The organism is Methylocaldum sp. GT1TLB (genome assembly GCF_051027445.1).
Taxonomy (GTDB): domain Bacteria; phylum Pseudomonadota; class Gammaproteobacteria; order Methylococcales; family Methylococcaceae; genus Methylocaldum.
In genome coordinates this window covers 1,920,546-1,943,673 of record NZ_CP194898.1, presented here as the reverse complement: position 1 = coordinate 1,943,673, position 23,128 = coordinate 1,920,546, and the positions used below count along the sequence as shown (strand labels likewise).

The following is a 23,128-nucleotide window of genomic DNA, read 5'->3' as shown; positions in this document are numbered from 1 at the left end:
GGCAATCGAAGCCTACCGGTTTCATGGCGGCTTCAGACCGGAGTTTTGGAGAAAGCCAAACGCCATTTCGGATGGCGTAATTTCGCATCGGTCAAAACCCCTAGCACGGGGAGTCCGAGTGTGATGCTCAAGTCTTCCGGGGAGCGCACGCGGCGATCGAGCAATTCCAGCAGCAAAGCGAAGCTGACCGCCAGAATGACGCCTAGAAAAGCCGCTACCGCGACGTTCAGCAGCACTTTCGGCCGCGACGGCCGCAACGGCGGTTTGGCGGGATTCAAGACGGCGACATTGGTTTGGTTGGCCTCGCTTTCGAGGCGCGTCTGATTGAACCGTTGCAAAGCGGCTGTGTAAGACTGCCGGGCATGTTCGACTTCATGGGTCAGTACCGCGAGTTCGTCCCGCTGCTTGTTGAGTTCCAGTACTCGTGCCTTTTGCGCGCCGAGCGCCGTTCTGAGCTCGTTTTCGCGCATGCGCGCGATGTCCACCGCGGTATTCAGGCTGTGAAGGATGGTTTTTGTCTCGGCTGCCAACTTGCGTTTGAGGCTGCCGGCTTCGGCCACGGCTTGCTGATGGATGGGATGGTTGATGTCGTATTTCTCTCCGATTTCGGCAAGTCTGGTCTCGGCTAGCGCCAGTTTCGCCTTCAGATCCTGAACCACGGAATTGGCAAGCACATCCGGTAAGGTTTCCGGCAAGAAGGCGCTGCCTGCCGCTTCCAATTGATTGCGGCGGGAGATCAGATCGTAGGTGTGCGACTGAGCGGCCACCAGCTGCTTGGAGAGCTCTTCCAGCCGGCTGTTTTCTACGTCCCAGTGTTGGTCGAGAGCGACGATGCCCTTTTCCTGCTGGTATTCGGACAGACTGGCCTGGGCTTTCTCCAGGTTTTCCCGCAAACCCTTGATTTGCTGCTCGAACCAAGCGGCATTCTGGCGCGCCGGCTCGGTCTTGAGTTCCAGGTTGGTCGCGATGTAATTTTCCGCGAATGCGTTGGACAGCGCGGCGGCGAGCGTCGGGTCGACATCCGAATAACTTACTTGAATAACGCTGCTCTCCCGCGACGGTTGAACCTCCAGTTTTTTCAGCAACTGATCGGCCAGCCAGTCGCGAATGTCGCCCGTTCCCTTCGCTTCTTGTTCGAACCGTTCCTTCGATTCCGGCAGATCGGCCAGCTTGAGTCGATCGACGACCTTGAGCGCCACGTTATGGCTGCCGATGATGTTGACTTGGGTGGCCATGTAACCCGGCATCAGCTGCGCCGGCACCGCGATGCCGGTAATGGGGTCCACGCCCTTGTAATCGACGACGAGGGTCGACGTGGCGGTATACGCCTTCGGCAGTATCAGGCTTATCGCGAGGACCGTCAGGGCAGCCGCCAGCGGCGTAAGAACGAGCACCCACAGCCGTGCCCATAGAATCTGCAGGAACTGATTCAAATTCATATCTGGTTACCAATCCATGAAATCCATGCCGAGGACGAAGGCATGCCTTTGCTTCCGGGAAGATTCGCTAAAACCATCGTTCGTCCACATAGATCACATCGTCCTTTTCGATCAGTTCATCCAACTCCGCATCGAGCGTCGTCAACTGATCTTCCGAGGATCTCCGCTTGATCGTGATGCTGCGCAGGCTGCCGCGAGGAGTCACGCCTCCGCCCAATGAAATCGCTTGAGCGACGGACATGTTCCGCTCCAAACGGTATGCGCCGGGGCGCTGCACTTCGCCGTGGATGTAAAAAACCGGGGCACGCGGCACGAATATGACGTCTCCGTCTTCGGCGAAAATGTCTTCCGACGCTTTTCCTTCCTCGAGCAGTTCTTTGAGATTCAGCTCTTCGCGGTAGGTTTGCCCATTCCGAGTTCGGGTCACGATGGTCCGATCGTCTCCTTGCGGATTCACGCCTCCCGCCAGCGCGATCAACTGAGTGACCGTGCTCGCGGTATCCAGGGCGAAACGTCCGGGTTTGTTCACGAATCCCAATACGGCCACTTCGTGACTGCGGTATTCCTGCACCGTGATGTTTACCTGGGGATTGCGTACGTAACCTCGTTCTGAAAGAAGGGTTTCGACGCGAGCTTCCGCTTCTCCGACGGATAAACCGCCCAATTCGATTTCCCCGAGGAGCGGAAACGTGATTTTTCCGCTATCCGAGACACGGGTTTCGGTGGCGAGATCCTCGTTGCCGTAAACCGCAATGCGTACGACATCGTTGGGGCCGAGCAAATAATCGGCCTGCGAAGTCGATAGGATCAGCAAACCGATCAAGCCGATAAAAAAATGCGGGCAAATACCGAAGGGTCTGAACATGTTTTAGTGAATAAAGTTCGAAAATAAGGCTGAATCCAAAAGTCCAAATAATGAGAATCTACGCGCGCCCTTATATTCTTCCGATCAGTAAGCGGTGTCCTGTTTGAGAAAGACACCGGCGGTTCTCAAAATAATCCACAGGTCCAGAGACAGCGACCAGTTCCGCAAATAATCGAGATCGAACTCGATTCGGGCTTTCATTTTCTGCAACGTGTCGGTTTCTCCCCGGAAACCATTGACCTGCGCCCATCCGGTAATACCCGGTTTTACCTTGTGACGGATCATGTAACCTTTGATTTGAGTGCGGTACAGTTCGTTATGAGCCACGGCATGCGGACGAGGCCCGACTATACTCATACGCCCCTGCAATACATTGATAAATTGCGGCAATTCGTCCAGAGATGTCTTACGCAGAAATCGGCCGAAACGGGTAATTCGATTATCGGTCTTACTCGCCTGTCGAACGTTATGACCGTCCTCGCAGACCGTCATCGTTCGGAATTTGTAGACTTTGATTTCCTCGCCGTCGAGGCCGTAACGACGCTGCTTGAAAATGACGGGACCGGGCGAACTCAGCTTGACCCCGATGGCTATCGCAAGCATCAATGGGGAAATCAAAATCAGAATGATCGATGCAAAAAGGATATCGACGATACGCTTCATGACCCGGTTGACACCATAAAACGGTGATTCGCAGACAGCCACTACCGGAATGCCGTTTATATTCCCAAATCGTGCTTGAATGAGATCGAAGACAAAAATATCGGGAACGAAGTAAATGGATGCCGTGGTATCTCTGAGTTTATCGAGAAGATCGAAAATCCGCGGCTGAGCCATCATCGGTAACGCGATATAGATGAGGTGAATGGATTTAGTTCGGACGAACTCCGCCACCTCGTTCATCTTTCCCAATAGATTGATGTGGCTCACGCCTAGACGCTCCGGACTCCTGTCGTCGAAGAAACCGGCGAAGCTGATTCCCAAATAAGGCGCGGACTCGAACTGTCTCGCTAATTTAAGGCCGAGCTCGTTTACCCCGACAATGATTGCTCTGCGTTGGGCATCGCCCTGCGAGACCGCCGATTGCAATGCACGACGAGCCAATAGTTGTACCGCAATGAGCACCAACGGCGTGGCGACAAACCAAGTCAACAGAAGCTTTCTCGAAAAGTCGTCCGACATTTTTGCGGCAAAACCCAATATCGCCAGGAAACCGAATAAAAAGGTCCAACGAGCGAAAATATTGCCGAACGAACGCAAGAGACTCGATTTGAAGTCTAGTTCCAGGTCTATTTCGTCAAAAATTAGCGAGGCGATCAAAAATGTTATTACTAATAGCAAAAAGTAATGCTTTTCGATCTTTAATCCATAAAAGTGGATCGTCAAGATAAAACACCCGACGATCACAATTGGATTTAGAAGACTCTTGACTAATAGAACTGAAGGTCGGTCGATTGCCTGCAAGCCTTTTTCTCCTAAGATCAGCGAAATAGGGTAGCTGTCGTAGGGTGACGTTAATGCAGAGAAGAATAAATGGGTTCGGCTTTCTTGTTGCCGCGTATAACCTGCAATCCGATCAAGGTAATTCCGACCAATATCATAAGCCAGGTTTCTGTGTCGGGTGCGGGCGAGGCATAACCAGCGTACATGTCCTTTTTTCGATTTTTCTTGTAGCGGTCGACGGCCATGGCATCAAGAGAAAGCTCTTGCATTCCTTGGAATGTTATTTCAGATTCATTCCAGCCGTTCTTGGATTTTCGGCCCGGTATGTCAAGGGCAAAGCGGATGGCGTTTACGTTGACAGAAGATAGGAGGCGATAGGAGCTTTTGGCTATGCCGAAGAAGGAGGTTTCAGCAAAGCCTGCTTTACCGGAAGGTGGTATATGAGCGCTAGACTTATCGATAGCGTGGTTCCTTTCTTTGTCATGATAAGGCGTGCCGAAAGTTGAAGGATAATCACTGAAGTTCTCCGCAGATGCTCCTTTAAACCAGATGAACAACAGGCAAAAAATTATTCTGTAAGAGACGTTTAGAATCTGTCTTAAGCTCATATAAAACCCCCATGTGATGCGTCTAAAGAAAACAGAACTGGATGCTCGTATTCTTATGAAATCCAATATCGATCAGCTAGGCGAAGCGTAAGTTGGCTTATTATCAGTCCATTATTGGGTTTTAAATGGAGGAATGTTATTCGATATAAATTCAGCGCCGCTGTCGGTGGGCGATAGGGTATTGCCGGAAGGTTCCATGCCGCCAAAATACTCTACGGTTGCAGTCTCCCGGAGCCGGCTCAATTCACGGTTTATCTGCGTTATCCGCCGCTGGTTTGTGAGGAAGGACTCGATCAGGGGAGTGGCCTTATCGTGATCGAGGGGAGCTTCTTTGACCGTCAACAATTGCAACACGAGAAACTCATCTCCTGCCTTGAACGACACGGCATCTCCTTTGTTTAGGCGATCAAATTCGTCTAGTTTCTCCAAGGGTAGATGTTCGGCAGGACGTATTACCGTTTGTAAGGTATGGGGAATATTTTGCTCGTGCAGCCATTTTGACAGGGCGTTGAACCGCACGGGCTGCTTTAGGCGCGAGTCAATAAGCTTGTTGTTTTCAGGCGTTAGGGGGATAGATATTTGCTGGAGTTCGTAGATCTTGCGCTTTTCGAACAGTTGAGGATGGGATTTGTAAAAAGCGCTGATTTCAGCGGGGTCCGGTTTGGCAACCGCTTGAGCAATATGATCGAGGTAGGCCTGTGCGAGAACCTGACGCTCAGCCATCGCTGTAGCAAGCGTGACACGGGGATCACGGTCAAGATGCTTTTCGATCGCTTGTTTTGAAAGAAGTTGTTGGTTTATCAGGCTGTCGATGCTCTTCTCCCAAATGCTTCCGACTTCACTATCGGGGCGCGTGGCCGAACCAGAGAGGAGAACATCGAGCTGACCGACGGAAATGTCATCTCCGTTAACACGGGCCACGATTTGGGTCGTTTTGTCGGACGCGGACTGACTGTCGCATGCACTCAACAACGCCAAAATCGCGTGCGCACTCAGCGGCAGCGATCTCAACCAAATCTTTCTATCCACAATTCTCCGTAAAATCATGAACTCCTAAACTCCTAATCCTGTTTCCAGCGGGGTCGAAATATTTACCGTGTACGAACCATGTAAAGCAAAACCTGGACCATCATCGTTTTTCGGTCCAGTCCTGCGAGGAATGCAGTCTTTGGACCTACGCGCAGAAAGGCCGTGATTACAGCGTATACCGCGGATACCGTCGCTTTGAGCTTCGGGGTTGGGAGTCTGGACACAGCTCTTGAATCGATGGGAAAGGGTTGCGACGGTACGGTGTCTTTGTTTGATTACGCTCAAAAAGAGGTCTTCCGGCAGCGGATTTGTTCCAGTTTCGCTCGTTTTGGAAAGCGTTGAGTCGCTGCAAGACGACATCGCTCGTGAGAGCAGGCTGCAACCGGTCGAATGCGCTTGAATCAACGCGTTTTTCTGTCTAGCGTGCGTCCGAACGCGTTTTCGTCGGGGCAATGGGAGAAATCGTGCCGTCCCTCAAGCGTAAAGGTCATCGGTAGTGTCACAGTTTTGCGACAAGATGGGGCTGTTAATTGGATGCGTATGGCTTCGGCCATCACTGTGAAGGGTTCATGCCTTCGGCGCGAGCGATGCGAGTGTATTTGCGGAAAGTTTTGGTGGGGGCTTGCGACAGAGTTAGCTCCAGGAGTAACCACGACGAACGGGTATTCGATGGAGCCGAGGGTTTAGGTGTTGCCGGACGGCGATAGGACAATGGATAAGTTGTACCTGGAAACGGCAGTTGGAGCTGCGGACCGTGCGTTAGGCCGGTTAGATGGCCTTGCCTGTCCTCAGCCCCGTCGGAAGGGCCTGCCCTGAGCTCGGTCGAAGGGGCACGAAGACGGTGGGCGGCGCGGGCGGCTCAGCCGCGAACCGGCCGGCGAGCGTAAGGAAACAGGTCGCGACTAAAGCGACGTTTGCAATTGAAGGAGCAACGCCGCCTCGGTCGGCTTTTGCAAGCGAAACCCAGGGCGTGCTTCGGCGCGACAGCTCTGCCGCTATTCGGGGGTAATCCCGAACGCCTATCGCGCCTCCTTGTTATTAAGTCGTTTCGCCTTTTTCTCCCTCTTGCGGACGGCGAAGGCGTATACCGAGTTCGCGGAGCTGAGCGTCGGTGACCATGGCCGGAGCGTCGATCATCGGGCACCAGGCCGATTGAGTTTTGGGGAAGGCCATGACTTCGCGTATCGATGTCGCGCCGCTCATAAGCATAACCAGCCGGTCCAGACCGAAGGCCAAGCCGCCATGAGGCGGCGCTCCATACCGGAGCGCATTGAGCAGGAAACCGAATTTTTGCTGAGCTTCCTCGTCTCCGATCCCGAGCAGCTCAAACGCGGCTTTCTGCATGTCGGTACGGTGGATACGTATGGAGCCACCGCCGATTTCAGTGCCGTTCAGCACCATGTCGTAGGCTCGGGAAAGGGCGCGGCCGGGATCGGACTGAAGCTCCTCGAGGCTGCATTTCGGAGCGGTAAACGGGTGGTGCAGTGCGAACCAACGGGCTTCCTTTTCATCCCATTCGAACATGGGAAAATCGACCACCCATAGCGGCTTCCAGCCTTTGTCCACGAGTCCGCGGTCTTGGCCTAGCTTCAGGCGCAGGGCGCCTATCGCTTCGTTGACGATTTTGGCTTTGTCGGCGCCGAAGAAAATGATGTCGCCGGTTTCCGCCTCGACTCGATCTAGGATGCCGCGCACGGCTTCCGCAGGAAGGAATTTGACGATCGGCGATTGCAAGCCTTCGACTCCGGCGCTGCGGTCGACGACCTTAATGTAGGCTAGGCCCTTGGCGCCGTATATGGCGACATACTGGGTCAGATCGTCGATCTCCTTGCGGGACAAATTGGCGCCGCCGGGGAGTTTAAGCGCCACGACTCTCCCATCTGGATCCTTGGCGGGACCGGCGAACACTTTGAATTCCGCTTGTGCGACCAAGTCCGCGATATCGACCAATTCGAGCGGGATGCGCAAATCCGGCTTGTCCGAACCGTAGCGTTGCATGGCTTCCGCATAAGTCAACCGGGGGAAGGGATTGGGCAACTCGACGTGCAAAACGTCGGTGAACAGCTGCCGAATCATGTCCTCCATGAGATACATAATCTGGCTTTCGTCCATGAAGGAGGTTTCGATGTCGAGCTGCGTGAACTCTGGCTGGCGATCGGCGCGAAGATCCTCATCCCGGAAGCAGCGTACCACCTGATAATAGCGATCCATGCCGGAAATCATCAGCAGCTGTTTGTACAGCTGCGGAGACTGCGGCAGGGCGAAGAAGTGGTTCGGGTGAGTTCGGCTCGGGACCAGATAATCCCGCGCGCCCTCCGGGGTCGCTTTGGTCAGGAAAGGAGTCTCGATTTCGTAGAACCCGTGATGATCGAGAAATTGTCTGAGAAAGCGTACAACGTCGCGCCGCATCTTCATGCGATGCTGCATCACCGGACGGCGCAAATCGATGTAGCGGAAACGCAGACGGGTTTCCTCGCTGACTTCGATTTCGCTTTCCAAGGGAAACGGGGGCGTTTCGGCTTTGTTGAGGATTTCCAACCGCGTAGCCAGAACCTCGATTTTGCCCGTCGGCAAATTCGGGTTTTCCGTGCCGGCGGGGCGGAGGCGAACCGTGCCGTGCACTTTAAGCACGTATTCGCTGCGAACCGTCTCTGCCAGCTTGAAGGCTTCCGCATAATCGGGGTCGAATACGACCTGAACAAGGCCTTCTCGGTCGCGGAGATCGATAAATATCACGCCGCCGTGGTCGCGGCGGCGGTGAACCCAGCCACAGAGGTCCACGTCCTGATTCAAATGGCTTTCCGTCAATTCTCCACATCTGTGGCTACGCATTGCTATATCTCTAAATTCGAACAACAAAAAACGAAAATATTACGGGTCTGGCTATCGATGTACAAGTTTACGAGGCCGCATCCGCAGTCGACTTTTGGGTTTCCTTCTTGGCCGTCGACGAATCCGATTTACCGTCGGAAGTGTCGCCGGCCAGGTTCTTTTTCTTGTCTTTTCCGCCCTTGAAGTCCGTTTCATACCAGCCACCCCCCTTCAGTCGGAAACCGGCGGCCGATACCAATTTATTCAATTCGAGATCGCCGCATGCGGGGCATTCTTTCAAAGGATCGTCGCTGATTTTCTGGATGGCTTCGAATTCGTGGCCGCACGATTTGCATTGGTATTCATAGATAGGCATGGAAAACTCCTCGTTTGATCTGAAACAGGCGCTTGTAATATGAGGGTTTAGGACGAGTTTTCAAGGACAATGTTCCATGATCCGGGAAACGGCATTTGACCGCTCAGGTGCCCCCAAAAGCCCGATGAATACGGCCGTTTCGCGGATGATAGGCTGTCCGCAAGATTATGGATCAGGCAGGTAACCCGAATAGTCGCTCGATAGCGGTGTTTCCGTGTCCGGCGAGTCGGGATCCGCCGGCTCACCCGCTATGGCATAGGACGCTGAGGCCCATTCGCCTAGATCGATCAATTTGCAGTACTCGCTGCAAAATGGCTTAAACCGATGGGTTTCGCTCCAGGCGACTGGCTTTCGACAACGAGGACATTTAACGATTTTATATGAAAGTGCGTCGGACAAACTCGCTCGTCACAATAAGCAGCAGGTTAACTGGAAAGTAATATCGTCTTGGCATTGGGTCGGCCGTTCAACCGTGTCGGGAATCATGAAGCGCACGGTGAACCGGTGCTTGCCTCCGCTGATTTCCGCAAAATAAGGTTGCGAACGCCTCACGCCTACGCGTAGCAGTTGAAACGGCAGGGTGTGGTCCAGGCTTTTCTGAAAGAAGCCGCCGCTAGCCTGTTCATCGGTCGGTGCGGCGCTGGTCCGTATGAAATTCAGCAAAATATCGATAGCCGAGCGTATGAGACGAAACGGCTCCAACCAACTTTCGAGATCGTGCCGGCGTGTGTGGTCGTCGAGTTTAAGCCAGTAATGAAAGGCCGGTAAATCGAAAGAACAAGTTCCGCCCGGAATGGTGCTGCGCTGAGAGATGCTCTTGAAAAGCTCGTTTTCCATCAGAGAGAGGCCGAGCTTGCCGGGAACCGCATAAAGCTCTTTGCTTAATTTATCGAGCTTCGTCAGGACCTTATCCAGCTTAGCGTGATCGATGTCTTGATTGTGCGCCATTCGCGTCAGCACCGCAGCATGGCGATCCAACTCCTTTAATGTTTCCGACTTCAGATCATTGCGGCTAAAGAGCGTTAGGACATCCAGCAGCGTTGAAATGACTGCCCGACTGTCCCAAATCGAATTGCCGGCCATGAAATGGTCAAGCTGCTGAAAGAGTTGCTCAAGCCTCATGAATACGCGTATGCGCTCATTTAGCGGGAACTCGTAAATAATGGAATCGCTCAAGGCGGGAATTTCGGCAATCGATAGCATAATAAACAATCCGATCCAGGATTTATGAAAGGGTGTCCGTTGGCGGACACCATTTTCGTTTATCCCGGAGATTAGTCAATACTACCTTTTGCGCTTGCTCTTGTGTAAGAATTATTCGGATTACTGCCCACCGAGTGCGAGATAGAGTTGGTGTAATTCTTCGATACGGTCCGATAGAGCAGCTTCATCGACCATGTTCTCGAGCACGTCGTCTGCTGCTTCCAGCCGTTCGGCGCGGCTGGCTTGGGACGCCATGATTTTCTCGATTTCCCTATCGCTCAATCCATCGCGGAGCCTGACGCGCTGCCGTTGCGTTTCTTCTGAACAATCGACGACCAGCAATCTATCCACGAAATGCCTTTGGCCGGTTTCCAGAAGCAGGGGAACGACCACGATACAGTAAGGTGCCGAAAGAGTCGCTATTCGTCGGCCGATCTCGGAATACACCAGGGGATGCAGCAGTGTCTCGATCCAGCGTTTTTCTTCGGGATCGGAAAAGACGAGTTCTCGCAATCTTGCCCGATCGAGACAGCCATCTCTTAGAATCGCCGCCCCGAAGTGCTGCTTGATCGCCTCGAATGCCGGTCGATTCGGTTCGACCAACTCGCGGGCGATGACGTCCGCGTCCAGAATTGGAACGCCCTTGGCGGCGAATAATCTGGCAACCGTGCTTTTACCGCAACCGATTCCGCCGGTCAAACCGATGACAAGCATGATGGGGGCTCAGCCGGAAATTCCCGCGAAACGCATATAAGCGGCGTTTATGTCATGGCCCCACAGCAGGGCAATCCATCCGGCAATGGCTAAATAAGGGCCGAATGGTATGGGAATGCTGCGGTCGTGCCTGAGAACGGCGATCATGGCTATCCCGATGATGGCCCCGACCAAGGATGAGAGCAGCACTATGGTCGGCAAAAGGCTCCATCCCAACCACGCGCCGAGCATGGCGAGCAGTTTGAAATCGCCGTATCCCATCCCTTCTTTGCCGGTCGCGATCCTGAACAAGTGGTATACCAGCCAAAGGCTTAGATAGCCGAAGATGGCCCCCAGTATACTCGAGGAGCTGTCTGTAAAAATGTTGAACAGGCTAAGAAACAGTCCTGCCCATAGGATAGGTAAGGTAATCGCATCGGGAAGCAGTTGACGATCGAAGTCGATAAAACTCAAGCAAACTAGACTCCAGCTGAGGATCAGTGCCGATGCGGTTTGCCAAGTGAAACCGAAGTGCCAGGCAACGGCGACAGAAATCGCGGCGGTCAGCGCTTCGATGGCCGGGTAGCGAAAGGGGATTGGTATTCGACACCCGGCACATCGTCCTCTAAGCAGTAGGTAACTGACGACCGGGATGTTTTCCCAAGCGCGGATCGGCCGATTGCACTGTGGACAACGTGAACCCGGAACGAGCAAATTGTAGGCCTCGTCCGGCTCCGATTCGGGTTCGAGATCGAGATAGGTTTTACACTCCCGCCGCCAGGTTTTTTCCAGCATTATCGGCAAGCGGTGAATGACTACGTTCAGGAAACTGCCGACCACGAGCCCCAGAACGCCGATGACGGTCAAGAACAAAGCTGGATTTTCGGCCAATAACTGGATGAGTGGCGCCACCTCGGAATTTCCTCGATCAGACGACTGAGCCGAGCTTGAATATCGGCAAGTACATGGCGACCACCAAACCGCCGACAACGACGCCCAGGAACGCCATGATCATGGGCTCAAGAAGGCTGCTTAGCGAATCGACGGCGTTGTCCACTTCCTCCTCGTAGAAGTCCGCCACTTTGGCGAGCATGCTGTCCAAAGAGCCGGATTCCTCTCCGATTGCGACCATTTGTATGACCATGTTGGGAAACAGGTTTGCCTGTCGCATGCTCAGTTGAAGCTGATGTCCGGTGGCGACTTCGTCTCGCATCCGAAGGACGGCATTGGAATAAATGATATTACCGGTAGCACCTGCCACGGACTTCAGTGCCTCGACCAAGGGGACGCCGGCTGCCGACATGGTGGCCAAGGTCCGGGCGAAACGGGAAATCGCCGCCTTATGCAGAATGGTGCCGATCGCCGGTATGTGCAGGGAAAATCTATCGAGGGCCTGATTGAACGCGGCCGAGCGCTGTTTGAGCTTCACGAACACAAAGCCGACGGCAACGAGAACTCCCAATACGATATACCACGATGCCTGTAGAAACCGGGACATCTCGATGACCATTTGAGTAAATGCCGGGAGGTCCGCGCCAAAACCCTTGAACAATTCCTCGAACGTCGGTACCACGAAGATCAGCAGGATGGCCGTTACGATACAGGCAACCACGATGACGGCTGTGGGATAAGTCAAGGCTTTTTTGATCTTGGCCTTCAGCGATTCGGTTTTTTCCTTGTATTCCGCTATCTTGTGCAGCAGCGTTTCGAGAACGCCGGCTTGCTCGCCGGCATGCACAAGGCTGCAGAATAGCTCGTCAAAATAAATCGGATGCTTTCCCAAGGCTTCGGCAAGCGGACTGCCTCCTTCGACGTCGGCCTTGATGCCCATGATCAGTTCCTGCATGCTTGGATTCTCGTGGCCACGCCCGACAATGTCAAAGGCTTGAACCAGCGGTACCCCTGCACTCATCATCGTCGCGAGCTGTCGGCTGAATACGGCGATGTCTTTGGTCGTGATTTTCTTCTTTCGCGCACTGAAGAGCGGTTTGGGCTTTTTCTTGATCTTGATGACTTTGATGCCCTGGCGTCGGAGTTCGGCCTTGGCCGTAGTTTCTGTGCGCGCGGACAGTTCCCCTTTGATTCGCCCGCCGGTACGGTCGGCGCCTTCCCAAATAAACAGAACGAGTTCTTCTTTTGCCATAAGACTTAATCTCGCGTGACGCGGTCGATTTCTTCCAGACTGGTAATGCCCGACTTGATTTTTCGAAGCCCCGATTCCCTCAGGTCCGCCACACCCTCCGCTTTCGCTTGTTCGCCGAGCTGAAGGACGTTCCCGCCCTCCAGAATGATGCGGTTGATGGATTCGGAAATGGGCATGACCTGATAAATGCCGACGCGGCCCTTGTATCCCTTTACGCATTTATCGCAGCCGACCGGTCCGAAAACCGTAAAACTGCCCAGCTCTTCTTCTCGAAACCCGGCCTCCAGCAAAACCTCCGGAGGGAGGTCCTCTTCCTTCTTGCAATGCTCGCAAAGCCGCCTGGCCAGCCGTTGCGCCATGATGAGCAACACCGAGGAAGCGATGTTGAATGCAGGGATGCCCATTTGCATCAAGCGGTTGAGCGTTTGGGGCGCGTCGTTGGTGTGCAGGGTGGAAAGCACCAAGTGGCCGGTTTGTGCGGCTTTGACCGCAATCTCGGCCGTTTCCAGGTCGCGAATTTCGCCTACCATGATGACGTCCGGGTCCTGCCGCAGGAATGCCCGGAGCGCCTCGGCAAAAGTCAGGCCGGTTTTGACGTTGACATTGACCTGATTGATGCCGGGCACGGTGATTTCCACCGGATCCTCTGCCGTCGAGATATTGCGGTCGGCCGTATTCAGGATATTGAGCCCGGTGTAGAGACTGACCGTTTTACCGCTCCCGGTGGGCCCCGTAACCAGAATCATCCCATAGGGCTTATTGATGGCGCTCAGGAAGTTTTGCTGCTGCTCCGGTTCGAAGCCGAGCTTTTCGATTCCGATTTGGGCCGCGGTCGGATCGAGGATACGGAGTACGATTTTTTCGCCGAATAGCGTCGGACAGGTATTGACGCGGAAATCGATGGCGCGAGTCCTGGACAATGCCATCTTGATGCGGCCGTCCTGAGGGATGCGCCGCTCGGCGATGTCCATTCGCGACATGACCTTCAGGCGCGCCGCGACCCGCCCTGAGAGGTTGACCGGAAGGCTTGTGACCTCGTGGAGCATGCCGTCGTGACGAAAGCGGACGCGGAAGTTTTTTTCGTAAGGCTCGAAATGGATATCGGAAGCGCCTTTCTTGATGGCGTCGAGGAGAAACTTGTTGACTAATCGGACAATCGGGGCGTCATCGATATCCGAGGATTCGCCTTCGGAGGGCTGATCGATTTCATCGCCGCCGGTAATCCGGAGATTGTCGAGATCGGCATCCACCAAGTCTTTGAACGAGATGTCGGCTGCTTCCAGGGCCTGGTCGATCATCCGCGTCAGTTTGTCTTCCTCTACGATGACGCTTTCGGTGCTGGACCGGGTGTGAAATTTGATCTCGTCCAGAGCTTGGAGATTGGTGGGATCGGCGAGCCCGAGATACAGGCGGTTCCCGCGCTTGAACAGCGGCAGGACATGGTGCTGGCGGATCAGCTTCTCGCTGACGGCCCTGGTCGGCATCATGTCCGGAGATATCGCATCCAGGTCGAATAGAGGAATTCCGTATTCTTTGGATGCTACGCATGCAATGGATAGGCTATCGAGAATCTTGTTGCCGACCAGATAGCTTACGAAATGGGTTTTTTTTTGAAGAGCGCTGTCGAGATGAAGATGTGCATCGGATTCCGTCAACAGCCCTTCCTTGACCAGGCTTTTGGCCAGTCCGCTGAGTTGCAATTTCGTCGCCGTGATTGCCATGAGATTTAATGCTACGGACAGCTATGCATCGCATTGTTGGAAAGCCTCGATAATATTAGTCGATGCATGGGCTTTATCCAGTTTGCTCGGACGGAGCCGCTTGATGGTGAGGATCAGCGCGCTTGAAGAAGCTTCAAGGCAATATTGGCCTGCATGGTCAACTGACGGAAACTGTCGAAAACCTCACGGGTAATCGGTTCTTTGCTGAACGCGCGGTCGGCATAGAAGAGTCCTATGACCCGCTTGTCGTAGCTGACCGGGGAGAGGCAGCAGTCGTGCTGGCCGAACTGCGCAATGACCTCTCCGGTAAATAACCGCTGTGTTTCGGTGTCGGCACCGTGAGCCCAAAAATACTCGTTCTTCTCCAGCACGTTCGAAAAAATGTTGGGCGACGAACCGGCAATGCCGATTTGCAGTTGTCCGCGCGATTCAACCGACGGCCAGCCGAGCGCGAACTTTTCCTTGAGACGTTTGCGATCGGGCGTTAACAGCGCGAAAAGGACCCGATCCATGCCTAAAGCCCGATAAATTCCCTCCATGATCATTTCGAGAACCAGGTTCACGTTGAACTCGCCGCACAAGAGATTGGTCACGTCCTGCATGATTTGTATCAGGCTGGTGTCGTCCCTCGGCGCTAGATCATCGGTCTGACGCTGTTTGCCCGTTGGCCCCCGATCTGTGCCGGGGATATAGGGTGTGACTTGATGGGCTCCGGATTGCTTGGCGAGTCTTATCGCACTTTCCGCGTTATCCTGCAATATCGTGAGCAAATGGCGTTCCGGCTTTCCCGTCAGCTCAGCCATTCGGTAAATGCAGCGCCTGATTTCTTCGGTGTTCCACCCTTGCGGTGAATTTCTGGCGACTTGATAACCGAGCTTGACGTACTCCGTGCGGGGTGAGTTGCCGGAAAATGCCTCTTCGATCAACCCGCCAAGTCCCCACGTTTTGCTCAGCGAGGCGCCGAGATGAATGAGTTGAAATCCTAAAACGGTTTTTTCGGCTTTTTCGGCAGGTATTTTTTGCTGTTCCGTCAGTACCTGAATTTTTTCCCCGGTATCGTGTTCGAAGCACCAAAAGCCGATGTGGCCGATGTTGTGCAGCAGGGCAGCGACAAATACTTCCTCTGGTCGTGGATCGTTAAGCAAGATCGCGAGTGATTTCGCCTGTACTGCGCTGTGCAAGGCACAGGCGATTTCCCGGTTTACTTGGTGTTTGCGTTGTTTGGACAGAACCGTTTCGATGAACGAGCAGGCTAGTGCCAGTTCGCGGATGACATTGAGTCCCAGCAACACGATAGCCCGTGTAACGGTTGCCAGACGGATGCCGCTGGGGTTGTAGTGAGGACTGCTGGCGAACTTCAGCAGCCTGGCCGTGAGCCCCGGGTCTTCGAGAATGATCTTCGAAAGTTCGGATACTCCCGAACGTTTATCCTCGATGACTTGATTAAGACGCTGCGCGGTACGGGAAAAAATAGGCATTTCCTTGTCGCGCAGACAGTTGGTCCAATCCTCCAGAGTTGTCGGGCTTTCTCTTACGTTGGCCGCCGACGTTTCGCTGACTGACGCCTTTGCACCGTCTTCAGGTGTTTCTGCGGCCGGATCATCGCGCATGACGACAGGTACCCCTATAAAGCACGGATTTTTTCCGCCTGCGCCTGCAACTCCACAAGGCTAACGCGAATCTCTTGAAGGCGCGCTTGCTCCTTGGCGACGACTTGAGGGGGGGCTTTCTCGAGAAAGCCGGTGTCATTCAGCTTGCCCTCGATACGCGGCAGGTCTTTGGACAAACGCTGGATCTCCTTTTCCAGCCGCGCCAGTTCGGCATCCTTGTCGATCAATCCTTTCATGGGAATCAGAACTTTCATCTCGCCGACCAGCGCGGTGGCGGATTCCGGAGCCGCTTCGGATTCCGAAAGCCAGGTTACGGTTTCGACGCGGGCCAGCTTTACGATGAACTCTTGGTTGCGGCTCAGCCAAATCCGATCCTGTTCGGAGCCATTCTGAATCATGATCGGCAGAGGCTTGCCGGGCGCGATGTTCATTTCGCCGCGGATGCGCCGAACGCCCAAGATGATATTCATGACCCATTCCATCTCGGCGATGGATTCCGGATCGATCCAGCTTTCGTCGACCTCGGGATAGGCTTGCAGCATGATGCTCGTGCCTTTCCTGCCGGCCAAAGGAGCGACGCGCTGCCAGATTTCTTCGGTGATGAAAGGCATCAGCGGATGAGCCAGGCGTAGAATGGTTTCGAGTACATGGACCAGCGTCTGGCGCGTTCCTAAAACAGACTCGATCGAAGTCGATCCCTGGCTGTCAGGGGATTCCGCGCCGTAAAGCGTGGGCTTGGACAGTTCCAGGTACCAATCGCAGTACTCGTTCCAAACGAATTCATAAATCGCTTGGGCCGCCAGGTCGAAGCGATAGTTCTCGATGGCGTTGCTGGTCTCTCGTATCGTCAGCTGCAATCGGCTTCGAATCCATCGGTCGGCCAAGGTGAACTTAACGTTGGCATTATCCAGTCCGCAGTCCTTGCCCTCGGTGTTCATCAGCACGTAGCGCGCCGCGTTCCACAGCTTGTTGCAGAAATTGCGGTAGCCCTCGACCCGGCCCATGTCGAATTTGATGTCGCGCCCGGTGGAGGCCAGGGAGGCGAAGGTGAAGCGTAGGGCGTCGCAGCCGTACGCGGCGATGCCTTGCGGGAACTCCTTGCGGGTCCGCGTTTCGATTTTCTGAGCCATTTGCGGTTGCATGAGGCCGCTGGTGCGCTTCTGCACCAAATCCTCCAGGCTGATGCCGTCGATGATGTCCAGGGGATCCAGCACGTTGCCCTTGGATTTCGACATTTTCTGGCCTTCCGCATCGCGCACCAGACCGTGCACGTAAACCGTCCTGAACGGCACTTGCGGGCTGCCGTCCGGGTGTTTCATGAAGTGCATGGTCATCATGACCATGCGCGCCACCCAGAAGAAAATGATGTCGAAGCCGGTCACCAGTACGTCGGTGGGATGGAAGGTCTTCAATTCCGGCGTCTGGTCCGGCCAGCCCAGAGTCGAGAACGTCCAAAGGGCGGAGGAGAACCAGGTGTCGAGTACATCCTCGTCCTGGCGCAGTTTCAGGCCGGCGTCCAGGCTGTACTTGGAGCGCACTTCGGCCTCGTTGCGGCCCACGTAGACGTTGCCGTGGTCGTCATACCAGGCCGGGATGCGGTGGCCCCACCACAATTGCCGGGAGATGCACCAGTCCTGAATGTCGCGCATCCAGGAGAAATAAAGATTTTCGTATTGCTGGGGCACGAAGCGGATGCGGCCGTCTTCCACCGCTTCGATGGCGGGTTTCGCCAGTTCCTTGGCGCTGACGTACCACTGATCGGTGAGCCACGGCTCGACGACTACGCCGGAACGGTCGCCGCGCGGCACTTTCAGCGTGTGCGGCTCGATTTTCTCCAATAGCCCTGATCGGTCGAATTCGTCCACGACTCGCTTGCGCGCTTCGAAGCGGTCCAGGCCGGCATAAGCTTCCGGAGCTTTTTCCCCGTGCGCGCCGGCATAACCCTCGAAGGTGAGCACGGTGAATTCGTGCAGGATTCGGGCATCCTTGTCCAGTACGTTGATCAGCGGCAGGTTGTGGCGTTTGCCTACATCGTAGTCGTTGAAGTCGTGGGCCGGCGTGATTTTCACGCAGCCGGTGCCGAACGCGGGGTCGACGTATTCGTCGGCGACGATGGGGATTTCCCGGTTCGTAATCGGCAGCCTGACAGTCTTGCCCACCAGGTGCTTATAACGCTCGTCCTCCGGGTGCACCGCCACGGCGGTATCGCCCAGCATGGTTTCCGGCCGGGTGGTGGCGACGACAAGATGACCCGAGCCGTCCGCCAGCGGGTAGCGGAAGTGCCATAAGCTGCCTTTTTCCTCCTCGCTCTGCACTTCCAGGTCGGAGATGGCGGTATGCAGCTTGGGGTCCCAGTTCACCAGGCGCTTGCCGCGGTAAATCAATCCGTCGTCGTAGAGGCGCACGAAGGCTTCCTGCACGGCGCGGGAAAGTCCCTCGTCCATGGTGAAGCGCTCCCGGCTCCAGTCGACCGACGAGCCCAGCCGGCGCAATTGCCGGGTAATGGTTCCGCCGGATTCGGCCTTCCATTTCCAAACCTTTTCGAGGAACTTCTCGCGGCCTAAGTCGTGGCGAGTGAGGTTCTGAGCCGCCAATTGCCGTTCCACCACCATTTGCGTGGCGATGCCGGCGTGGTCGGTGCCGACCTGCCAGAGGGTGTTGTAGCCTTGCATGCGATGGTAGCGGATCAAGGCGTCCATGATGGTGTTGTTGAATCCGTGGCCCATGTGCAGACTGCCCGTCACGTTCGGCGGCGGAATCATGATGCAGTACGGCGTTCCGTTCCCGCTGGGCGCGAAATATCCGCTTTCCTCCCAGAATTTGTACCATCGCGATTCTATGGAATGAGGCTCGTAGGTTTTATCCATGACGTGTTCTGTTGTTTAGGGATGGCCAATCGCGGGATTGGCGCAAGACGATCGATCTCGAATTATATTGAAAACTTAGCTGATCGAGGCTTCAGTCGGAGCTATCCAAGCGATGCGTCTGAATGGTATGGCCTTGATCCGTATAGAACCGGTATCGACGGCGTCCTGCCTGTTTTACCGTTTCGTCCTGGTCGACAAGTTCGACCAGACGCTCGAATCGGTCGAGATCGGGCGGTATTTCGGCACTCAAATTGATCAGTACGTTCTTGGCAGCCTGCGGTGAGCTCCGGTGTCCGATGAGCACCGGCGTTTCGGCTTGGGCTGCGGAGGCATCGAGCCGTTCGTGGGCGACGAAACTGCCTTGCCGGAATGTCCATAGCAAATCGTCTAGCACCCGTTCTTCCTCTTCCGAAGCGGCATAAACGAAAACCGTCAGGTCTTGCTTGATGGCCTTCTCGGTAAGACGGCAGGCCATCAAGCGGCGGCTGTGAGCATCTCCGGTGGGCAGCACGTAGAAATCGATCCGGGTCATCGCGCTTGGTCGATCAGATACTGCACCAGCAGCGGCACAGGGCGTCCGGTCGCGCCTTTTTCATTGCCGGTTCTCCAGGCGGTTCCGGCGATGTCGACGTGAGCCCACGGATAGTCCTTGGCGAAGCGGGACAGGAAACAGCCGGCCGTGATCGTGCCGCCGTCGGGGCCGCCGATATTCGCGAGATCGGCGAACTTGGACTTGAGCTGCTCCTGATATTCGTCCCAAAGCGGCAGGCGCCATACCCGGTCCCAGGCTTTTTCGCCGGCTTCCGTCAGCGCTTGGGCTAGACCTTCGTTATTGCTCATCAAGCCGCTCGGATGACGGCCCAAAGCGACGATGCAGGCTCCGGTCAAGGTCGCGACGTCGATCACGGCGGCCGGCTCGTATTTCTTGGCGTAGGTTAGCGCGTCGCACAGCAGCAAACGGCCTTCGGCATCGGTATTCAGGATTTCGACGGTAAGGCCGGACATGCTGGTGACGATGTCGCCCGGCTTATTGGCTTTGCCGTCCGGGAGGTTTTCGGAAGCCGGGATCAATCCCACCACATTGAGCGGCAATTCGAGCTCGGCTATCGCCGAGAGCGCGCCGATCACGCTCGCGCCGCCGCACATGTCGTATTTCATTTCATCCATGTTGGCGGCCGGTTTCAGCGAAATGCCGCCGGCGTCGAAAGTGAGTCCCTTGCCGATCAGAACGAAAGGCTTGGCTTTCGACGAAGCGCCGGAATATTCCATGACGATGAGCCTGGCAGGCTGCTCGCTGCCTTTGGAGACGGACAGAAAGGCACCCATGCTCAAAGCTTCGAGATCGGACTCGTCGAATATTCGCACCTTGATTTTCCGGCTTCTCCCGATTTGCTCGGCTTGTTCCGCCAGATAGGTCGGCGTGCAGATGTTGCCGGGCAGATTGGCCAGATCCCTCGCGATGTTCATGCCGTTGGCGATGGCCAAGCCTTGTCTGATGCCCAGTTTGGCTTCGGCCGATTGATCCTCGCTGTCGAGCAGGAATTGGAGTTTGGATAGGCGTTGCGGCTTATCGTCCGCCTCTTTTTTTAAGCGCGTGAATTTGTATAGGTTTCCTTCCAATACCTCCACGGCTTGCCGGATTTTCCAAGCCAGATCGTACCCTTCGACCTCGGCTTCGTGGAGAAGGCTCACGGCAAGTTTTGCCCCCGAATCTTTCAGCGATTTCGCCGCTGCGGCCAAAACCTTGCGGTAGGCGGCGGGGGCCAATTCTCCCTTCTTGCCGAGACCGACGAGCAAAATACGTTCTATGTCGCTTTCGGGGATATGGTTTATCAATAGAACGTCGCCGACTTTTCCTTCGACGTCGTCGCGCTTGAGGAGCCTGGAGATCAAGCCTCCCAAGTGTTCGTCCAACCCGCTGCCTGCGGCGGTCAGTTTTCGTTTCTGGTGGAAGCCTAGAACTGCGCAGTTGGCGCTAAGCTTGATGAGCGATTCACATTTTGCCGAATAGTCCATGGTAGAATTTGTGGCTTGTTGCTTAAGGGATGGATTGTCGTAATTGACCGCAATTTTCAAGGGAGGGCCTCGAATCGTTAAAGCTTATTATGAAACCCCACCCTTTTAAACCGCTTCAATGGAGACGCCCTCCGATCATCTCGGTGCTCGACCGGATGGTGGCGGCGGAACTCGCCAAGACCTTAGGGGCCGTTCTCGGCGTTTTGGTCACGATCATCGTCAGCCGCAAATTTCTGAGTATTCTCGCCAAAGCCATCGAAGGCGAATTGTCAGGCGAAACCATATTTCAACTGCTCGGGCTCAAAATCCTGTCGGCAACCGCCCAGTTGCTTCCGGCTTCATTGTTCATGGCAACCTTGACTGTGTTGGGGCGCATGTATCGGGACCAGGAGATGTCGGTGCTGGCATCGAGCGGGGTGGGGTTGAGCCGCATTTATCGGGCGATGAGCTGGATGGTGTTGCCGGTGACTCTCATTGCCGCCGTATTGGCGCTGCAGGTCATGCCGTGGTCCGAGCGACAGGCCCAGGCGCTTATGAAGAAGGACGAGAAAAGTGCCGACATACGCGGTATAAAACCGGGACGTTTCAACGAATTCAGCCAGGGCGACGTCGTGTTGTATGCGGAGGAGTTGAACGAAGACAACTCCATGCACAAGATCTTCGTGCAAAGCCGGCAGCGGGACAAAACCGGCGTAGTGATCGCCGAGAGCGGCCATCTAAGAAGAAACGAGTTGAACGAGCATTTCGTCGTTTTGCAGCAAGGCCGCCGTTATCAAGGAATACCCGGACGAGCTGATTTTATTATCAGCGAGTTTGAGGAATACGCGGTGCGCATCGATGGTCCAGAGGGTGAGACGGCATCGCTCAAGCGCGAAGCGTCGGATAGCATGGTGCTGTGGTATTCGCATACGCCACGGGAGTTGGCGGAGCTGCAGAAACGTTTGGCAGTGCCGTTCGGCGTGCTCTTTCTGAGCTTTTTGGCCGTTCCGCTCGCGAAAATCGCGCCGCGTAGCGGTGTCTACGGGAACGTGTTTACGGCCTTTCTGATTTATATCGTTTACGAGAATGCTCAAAAGATTACTCAGGGTCTTCTGATGACCGAGAAGATACCGCTTTGGCTGAGCTATTCCGGCGTTTATTTCTTTTTGCTCATCATTACCGGGGTCTTGTTCATTCGAAATCTCGGCTTTAGCTGGATCGTTCAGGTAGCCAGGGAAAAGGTCGGGTTATGAGAACGCTGAGCCGATATATTGCAGGAGAAGTGGTCAAGGGATCGCTGATCGCCGTGTTGATATTGTTAGCGCTCCTCAATTTTTTCACCTTTGCGGATGAATTGGGCGATCTGGGGCAGGGGAATTACGGCTTGGCGAGTATCGTTCAGTATCTGATCCTGACCTCGCCTCGCAATTTTTACGAGCTGATGCCTTCCGCGGCATTGGTCGGAAGCCTGGTAACCTTGGGAGCCTTGGCCAACAATCGGGAGCTGGTGGCCATGCAGGCCGCTGGAGCCTCACGTCTGCACATCATCGGGGCAGTGCTGGCGGGGGGCATGATGCTGGTTTTCATTTCGCTCGGGATCGGCGAATACATCGCTCCGGTAGCGGAGCGCGCGGCGCATACGCTTAAGGCGACCGCATTGCAAAAGCAGATCGCATCGAGAACGAAGTATGGATTTTGGGTGCGGGACGGTGATGTATTCATCAATATCCGCCAAATCGAACGGCCCGAAAACTTGGGCGATATCAATATCTTCAAACTGGATGGGACAGAGAAACTCCATTCGGCCACGCATGCCGACAAAGCCGTTTACGATGGGAAGCAGTGGCGATTGGATAATATTTTCGAGAGCCAATTTCTAGCCGACGGAATCGTCACCGAGCAAAAGGCGTATGCTGATTGGTCTTCGGTGCTAGCACCGAATCTGCTGAATGCGTTCGTGATCAGTCCGGAAAACCTATCGGCTTACGAACTGGCGAGATACATCCGGTATCTGAAGGAGAACGAACAGCAATCGGCGTTCGTCGAACTGGCATTCTGGGGAAGAATCGTGAACCCGGCGGTTACTCTGGTCATGCTGCTCGTAGCCGCCCCTTTTGTACTGCCGGTGCGGAGAGAAGTCGGCACGGGGCAGCGTATCGTGGTAGGCGTCGTCATCGGGTTGGGTTTTTATCTGTTTGACCGCACTTTCGGTCACTTGGGGCTGATTTATGAGATGAATCCGATATTTGCGGCTTTCTTTCCGACAGTGCTGGCGCTCACGGGTGCTTTGGTCGCGATTTTCCGGCTTCGCCTAACTTAGATTGG

Annotated in this window: 19 protein-coding genes; 2 read left to right on the top strand and 17 right to left on the bottom strand. The window is 54.9% G+C overall.

Translation table 11 applies throughout. From position 1 onward, the window contains the following. Nucleotides 1–32: 32 nt before the first annotated feature. The 17 genes from epsF to ACR2R1_RS08295 all read right to left on the bottom strand — a co-directional run bounded on the left by epsF (nt 33) and on the right by ACR2R1_RS08295 (nt 20,824). On the bottom strand, nt 33–1,439 hold the full coding sequence (gene epsF / locus ACR2R1_RS08375; protein WP_077730538.1) for a chain length determinant protein EpsF: 1,407 nt from the start codon (nt 1,437–1,439) through the stop codon (nt 33–35). A 67-nt stretch (nt 1,440–1,506) separates the two neighbouring features. Further along, a complete protein-coding gene (gene epsE, locus ACR2R1_RS08370) occupies nt 1,507–2,304 on the bottom strand; it encodes a polysaccharide export protein EpsE (protein WP_077730539.1) in 798 nt (265 codons plus the stop codon). 84 nt (nt 2,305–2,388) lie between these two features. Next, nucleotides 2,389–3,768, bottom strand: a complete 1,380-nt coding sequence (locus tag ACR2R1_RS08365; protein ID WP_156879760.1) for an undecaprenyl-phosphate glucose phosphotransferase — start codon at nt 3,766–3,768, stop codon at nt 2,389–2,391. A gap of 50 nt (nt 3,769–3,818) precedes the next feature. Next, entirely contained in the window at nt 3,819–4,355 is a 537-nt protein-coding gene (locus tag ACR2R1_RS08360; protein WP_434113546.1) for a hypothetical protein, read from the bottom strand. A 111-nt stretch (nt 4,356–4,466) separates the two neighbouring features. Then, nucleotides 4,467–5,402 carry an EpsD family peptidyl-prolyl cis-trans isomerase gene (locus ACR2R1_RS08355; protein WP_086134097.1) on the bottom strand — a complete coding sequence of 312 codons (936 nt, stop codon included), beginning with the start codon at nt 5,400–5,402 and terminating at the stop codon, nt 4,467–4,469. A 1,020-nt stretch (nt 5,403–6,422) separates the two neighbouring features. Beyond that, a complete protein-coding gene (aspS, locus tag ACR2R1_RS08350) occupies nt 6,423–8,216 on the bottom strand; it encodes an aspartate--tRNA ligase (RefSeq protein WP_133718126.1) in 1,794 nt (597 codons plus the stop codon). 67 nt (nt 8,217–8,283) lie between these two features. Further along, complete coding sequence (locus ACR2R1_RS08345; protein ID WP_077730544.1) at nt 8,284–8,571, bottom strand: FmdB family zinc ribbon protein; 288 nt, start codon at nt 8,569–8,571, stop codon at nt 8,284–8,286. A 165-nt stretch (nt 8,572–8,736) separates the two neighbouring features. Next, on the bottom strand, nt 8,737–8,970 hold the full coding sequence (locus ACR2R1_RS08340; RefSeq protein ID WP_077730545.1) for a DNA gyrase inhibitor YacG: 234 nt from the start codon (nt 8,968–8,970) through the stop codon (nt 8,737–8,739). A 9-nt stretch (nt 8,971–8,979) separates the two neighbouring features. Then, nucleotides 8,980–9,774: a cell division protein ZapD gene (gene zapD, locus ACR2R1_RS08335; protein ID WP_347257479.1), complete on the bottom strand. Its 795-nt coding sequence runs from the start codon at nt 9,772–9,774 to the stop codon at nt 8,980–8,982. A gap of 120 nt (nt 9,775–9,894) precedes the next feature. After that, nucleotides 9,895–10,488 (bottom strand): dephospho-CoA kinase, encoded by a 594-nt coding sequence (coaE, locus tag ACR2R1_RS08330; RefSeq protein ID WP_156879762.1) that lies wholly within the window; start codon nt 10,486–10,488, stop codon nt 9,895–9,897. 9 nt (nt 10,489–10,497) lie between these two features. After that, nucleotides 10,498–11,379 carry a prepilin peptidase gene (locus tag ACR2R1_RS08325; RefSeq protein ID WP_347257478.1) on the bottom strand — a complete coding sequence of 294 codons (882 nt, stop codon included), beginning with the start codon at nt 11,377–11,379 and terminating at the stop codon, nt 10,498–10,500. Between the two features lie 16 nt (nt 11,380–11,395). Continuing rightward, nucleotides 11,396–12,610, bottom strand: a complete 1,215-nt coding sequence (locus ACR2R1_RS08320; RefSeq protein WP_077730547.1) for a type II secretion system F family protein — start codon at nt 12,608–12,610, stop codon at nt 11,396–11,398. A gap of 5 nt (nt 12,611–12,615) precedes the next feature. Continuing rightward, nucleotides 12,616–14,331 carry a type IV-A pilus assembly ATPase PilB gene (gene pilB, locus ACR2R1_RS08315; RefSeq protein WP_077730548.1) on the bottom strand — a complete coding sequence of 572 codons (1,716 nt, stop codon included), beginning with the start codon at nt 14,329–14,331 and terminating at the stop codon, nt 12,616–12,618. Nucleotides 14,332–14,444: 113 nt separating this feature from the next. Then, on the bottom strand, nt 14,445–15,941 hold the full coding sequence (locus ACR2R1_RS08310) for an HDOD domain-containing protein (RefSeq protein ID WP_434113539.1): 1,497 nt from the start codon (nt 15,939–15,941) through the stop codon (nt 14,445–14,447). Between the two features lie 14 nt (nt 15,942–15,955). Further along, complete coding sequence (locus ACR2R1_RS08305; RefSeq protein WP_434113536.1) at nt 15,956–18,808, bottom strand: valine--tRNA ligase; 2,853 nt, start codon at nt 18,806–18,808, stop codon at nt 15,956–15,958. Between the two features lie 91 nt (nt 18,809–18,899). Next, on the bottom strand, nt 18,900–19,340 hold the full coding sequence (locus tag ACR2R1_RS08300; protein WP_077730551.1) for a DNA polymerase III subunit chi: 441 nt from the start codon (nt 19,338–19,340) through the stop codon (nt 18,900–18,902). Next, a complete protein-coding gene (locus tag ACR2R1_RS08295) occupies nt 19,337–20,824 on the bottom strand; it encodes a leucyl aminopeptidase (protein ID WP_156879765.1) in 1,488 nt (495 codons plus the stop codon). The genes ACR2R1_RS08300 and ACR2R1_RS08295 overlap by 4 nt, the downstream gene beginning before the upstream one ends. Nucleotides 20,825–20,913: 89 nt before the next feature. Here ACR2R1_RS08295 and lptF point away from each other — a divergent pair, with 89 nt between their 5' ends. Beyond that, on the top strand, nt 20,914–22,056 hold the full coding sequence (gene lptF, locus ACR2R1_RS08290) for an LPS export ABC transporter permease LptF (protein ID WP_077730553.1): 1,143 nt from the start codon (nt 20,914–20,916) through the stop codon (nt 22,054–22,056). Next, nucleotides 22,053–23,123, top strand: coding sequence for an LPS export ABC transporter permease LptG (gene lptG, locus ACR2R1_RS08285; RefSeq protein WP_077730554.1), 1,071 nt, complete (start codon nt 22,053–22,055; stop codon nt 23,121–23,123). The genes lptF and lptG overlap by 4 nt, the downstream gene beginning before the upstream one ends. Nucleotides 23,124–23,128: the final 5 nt, after the last annotated feature.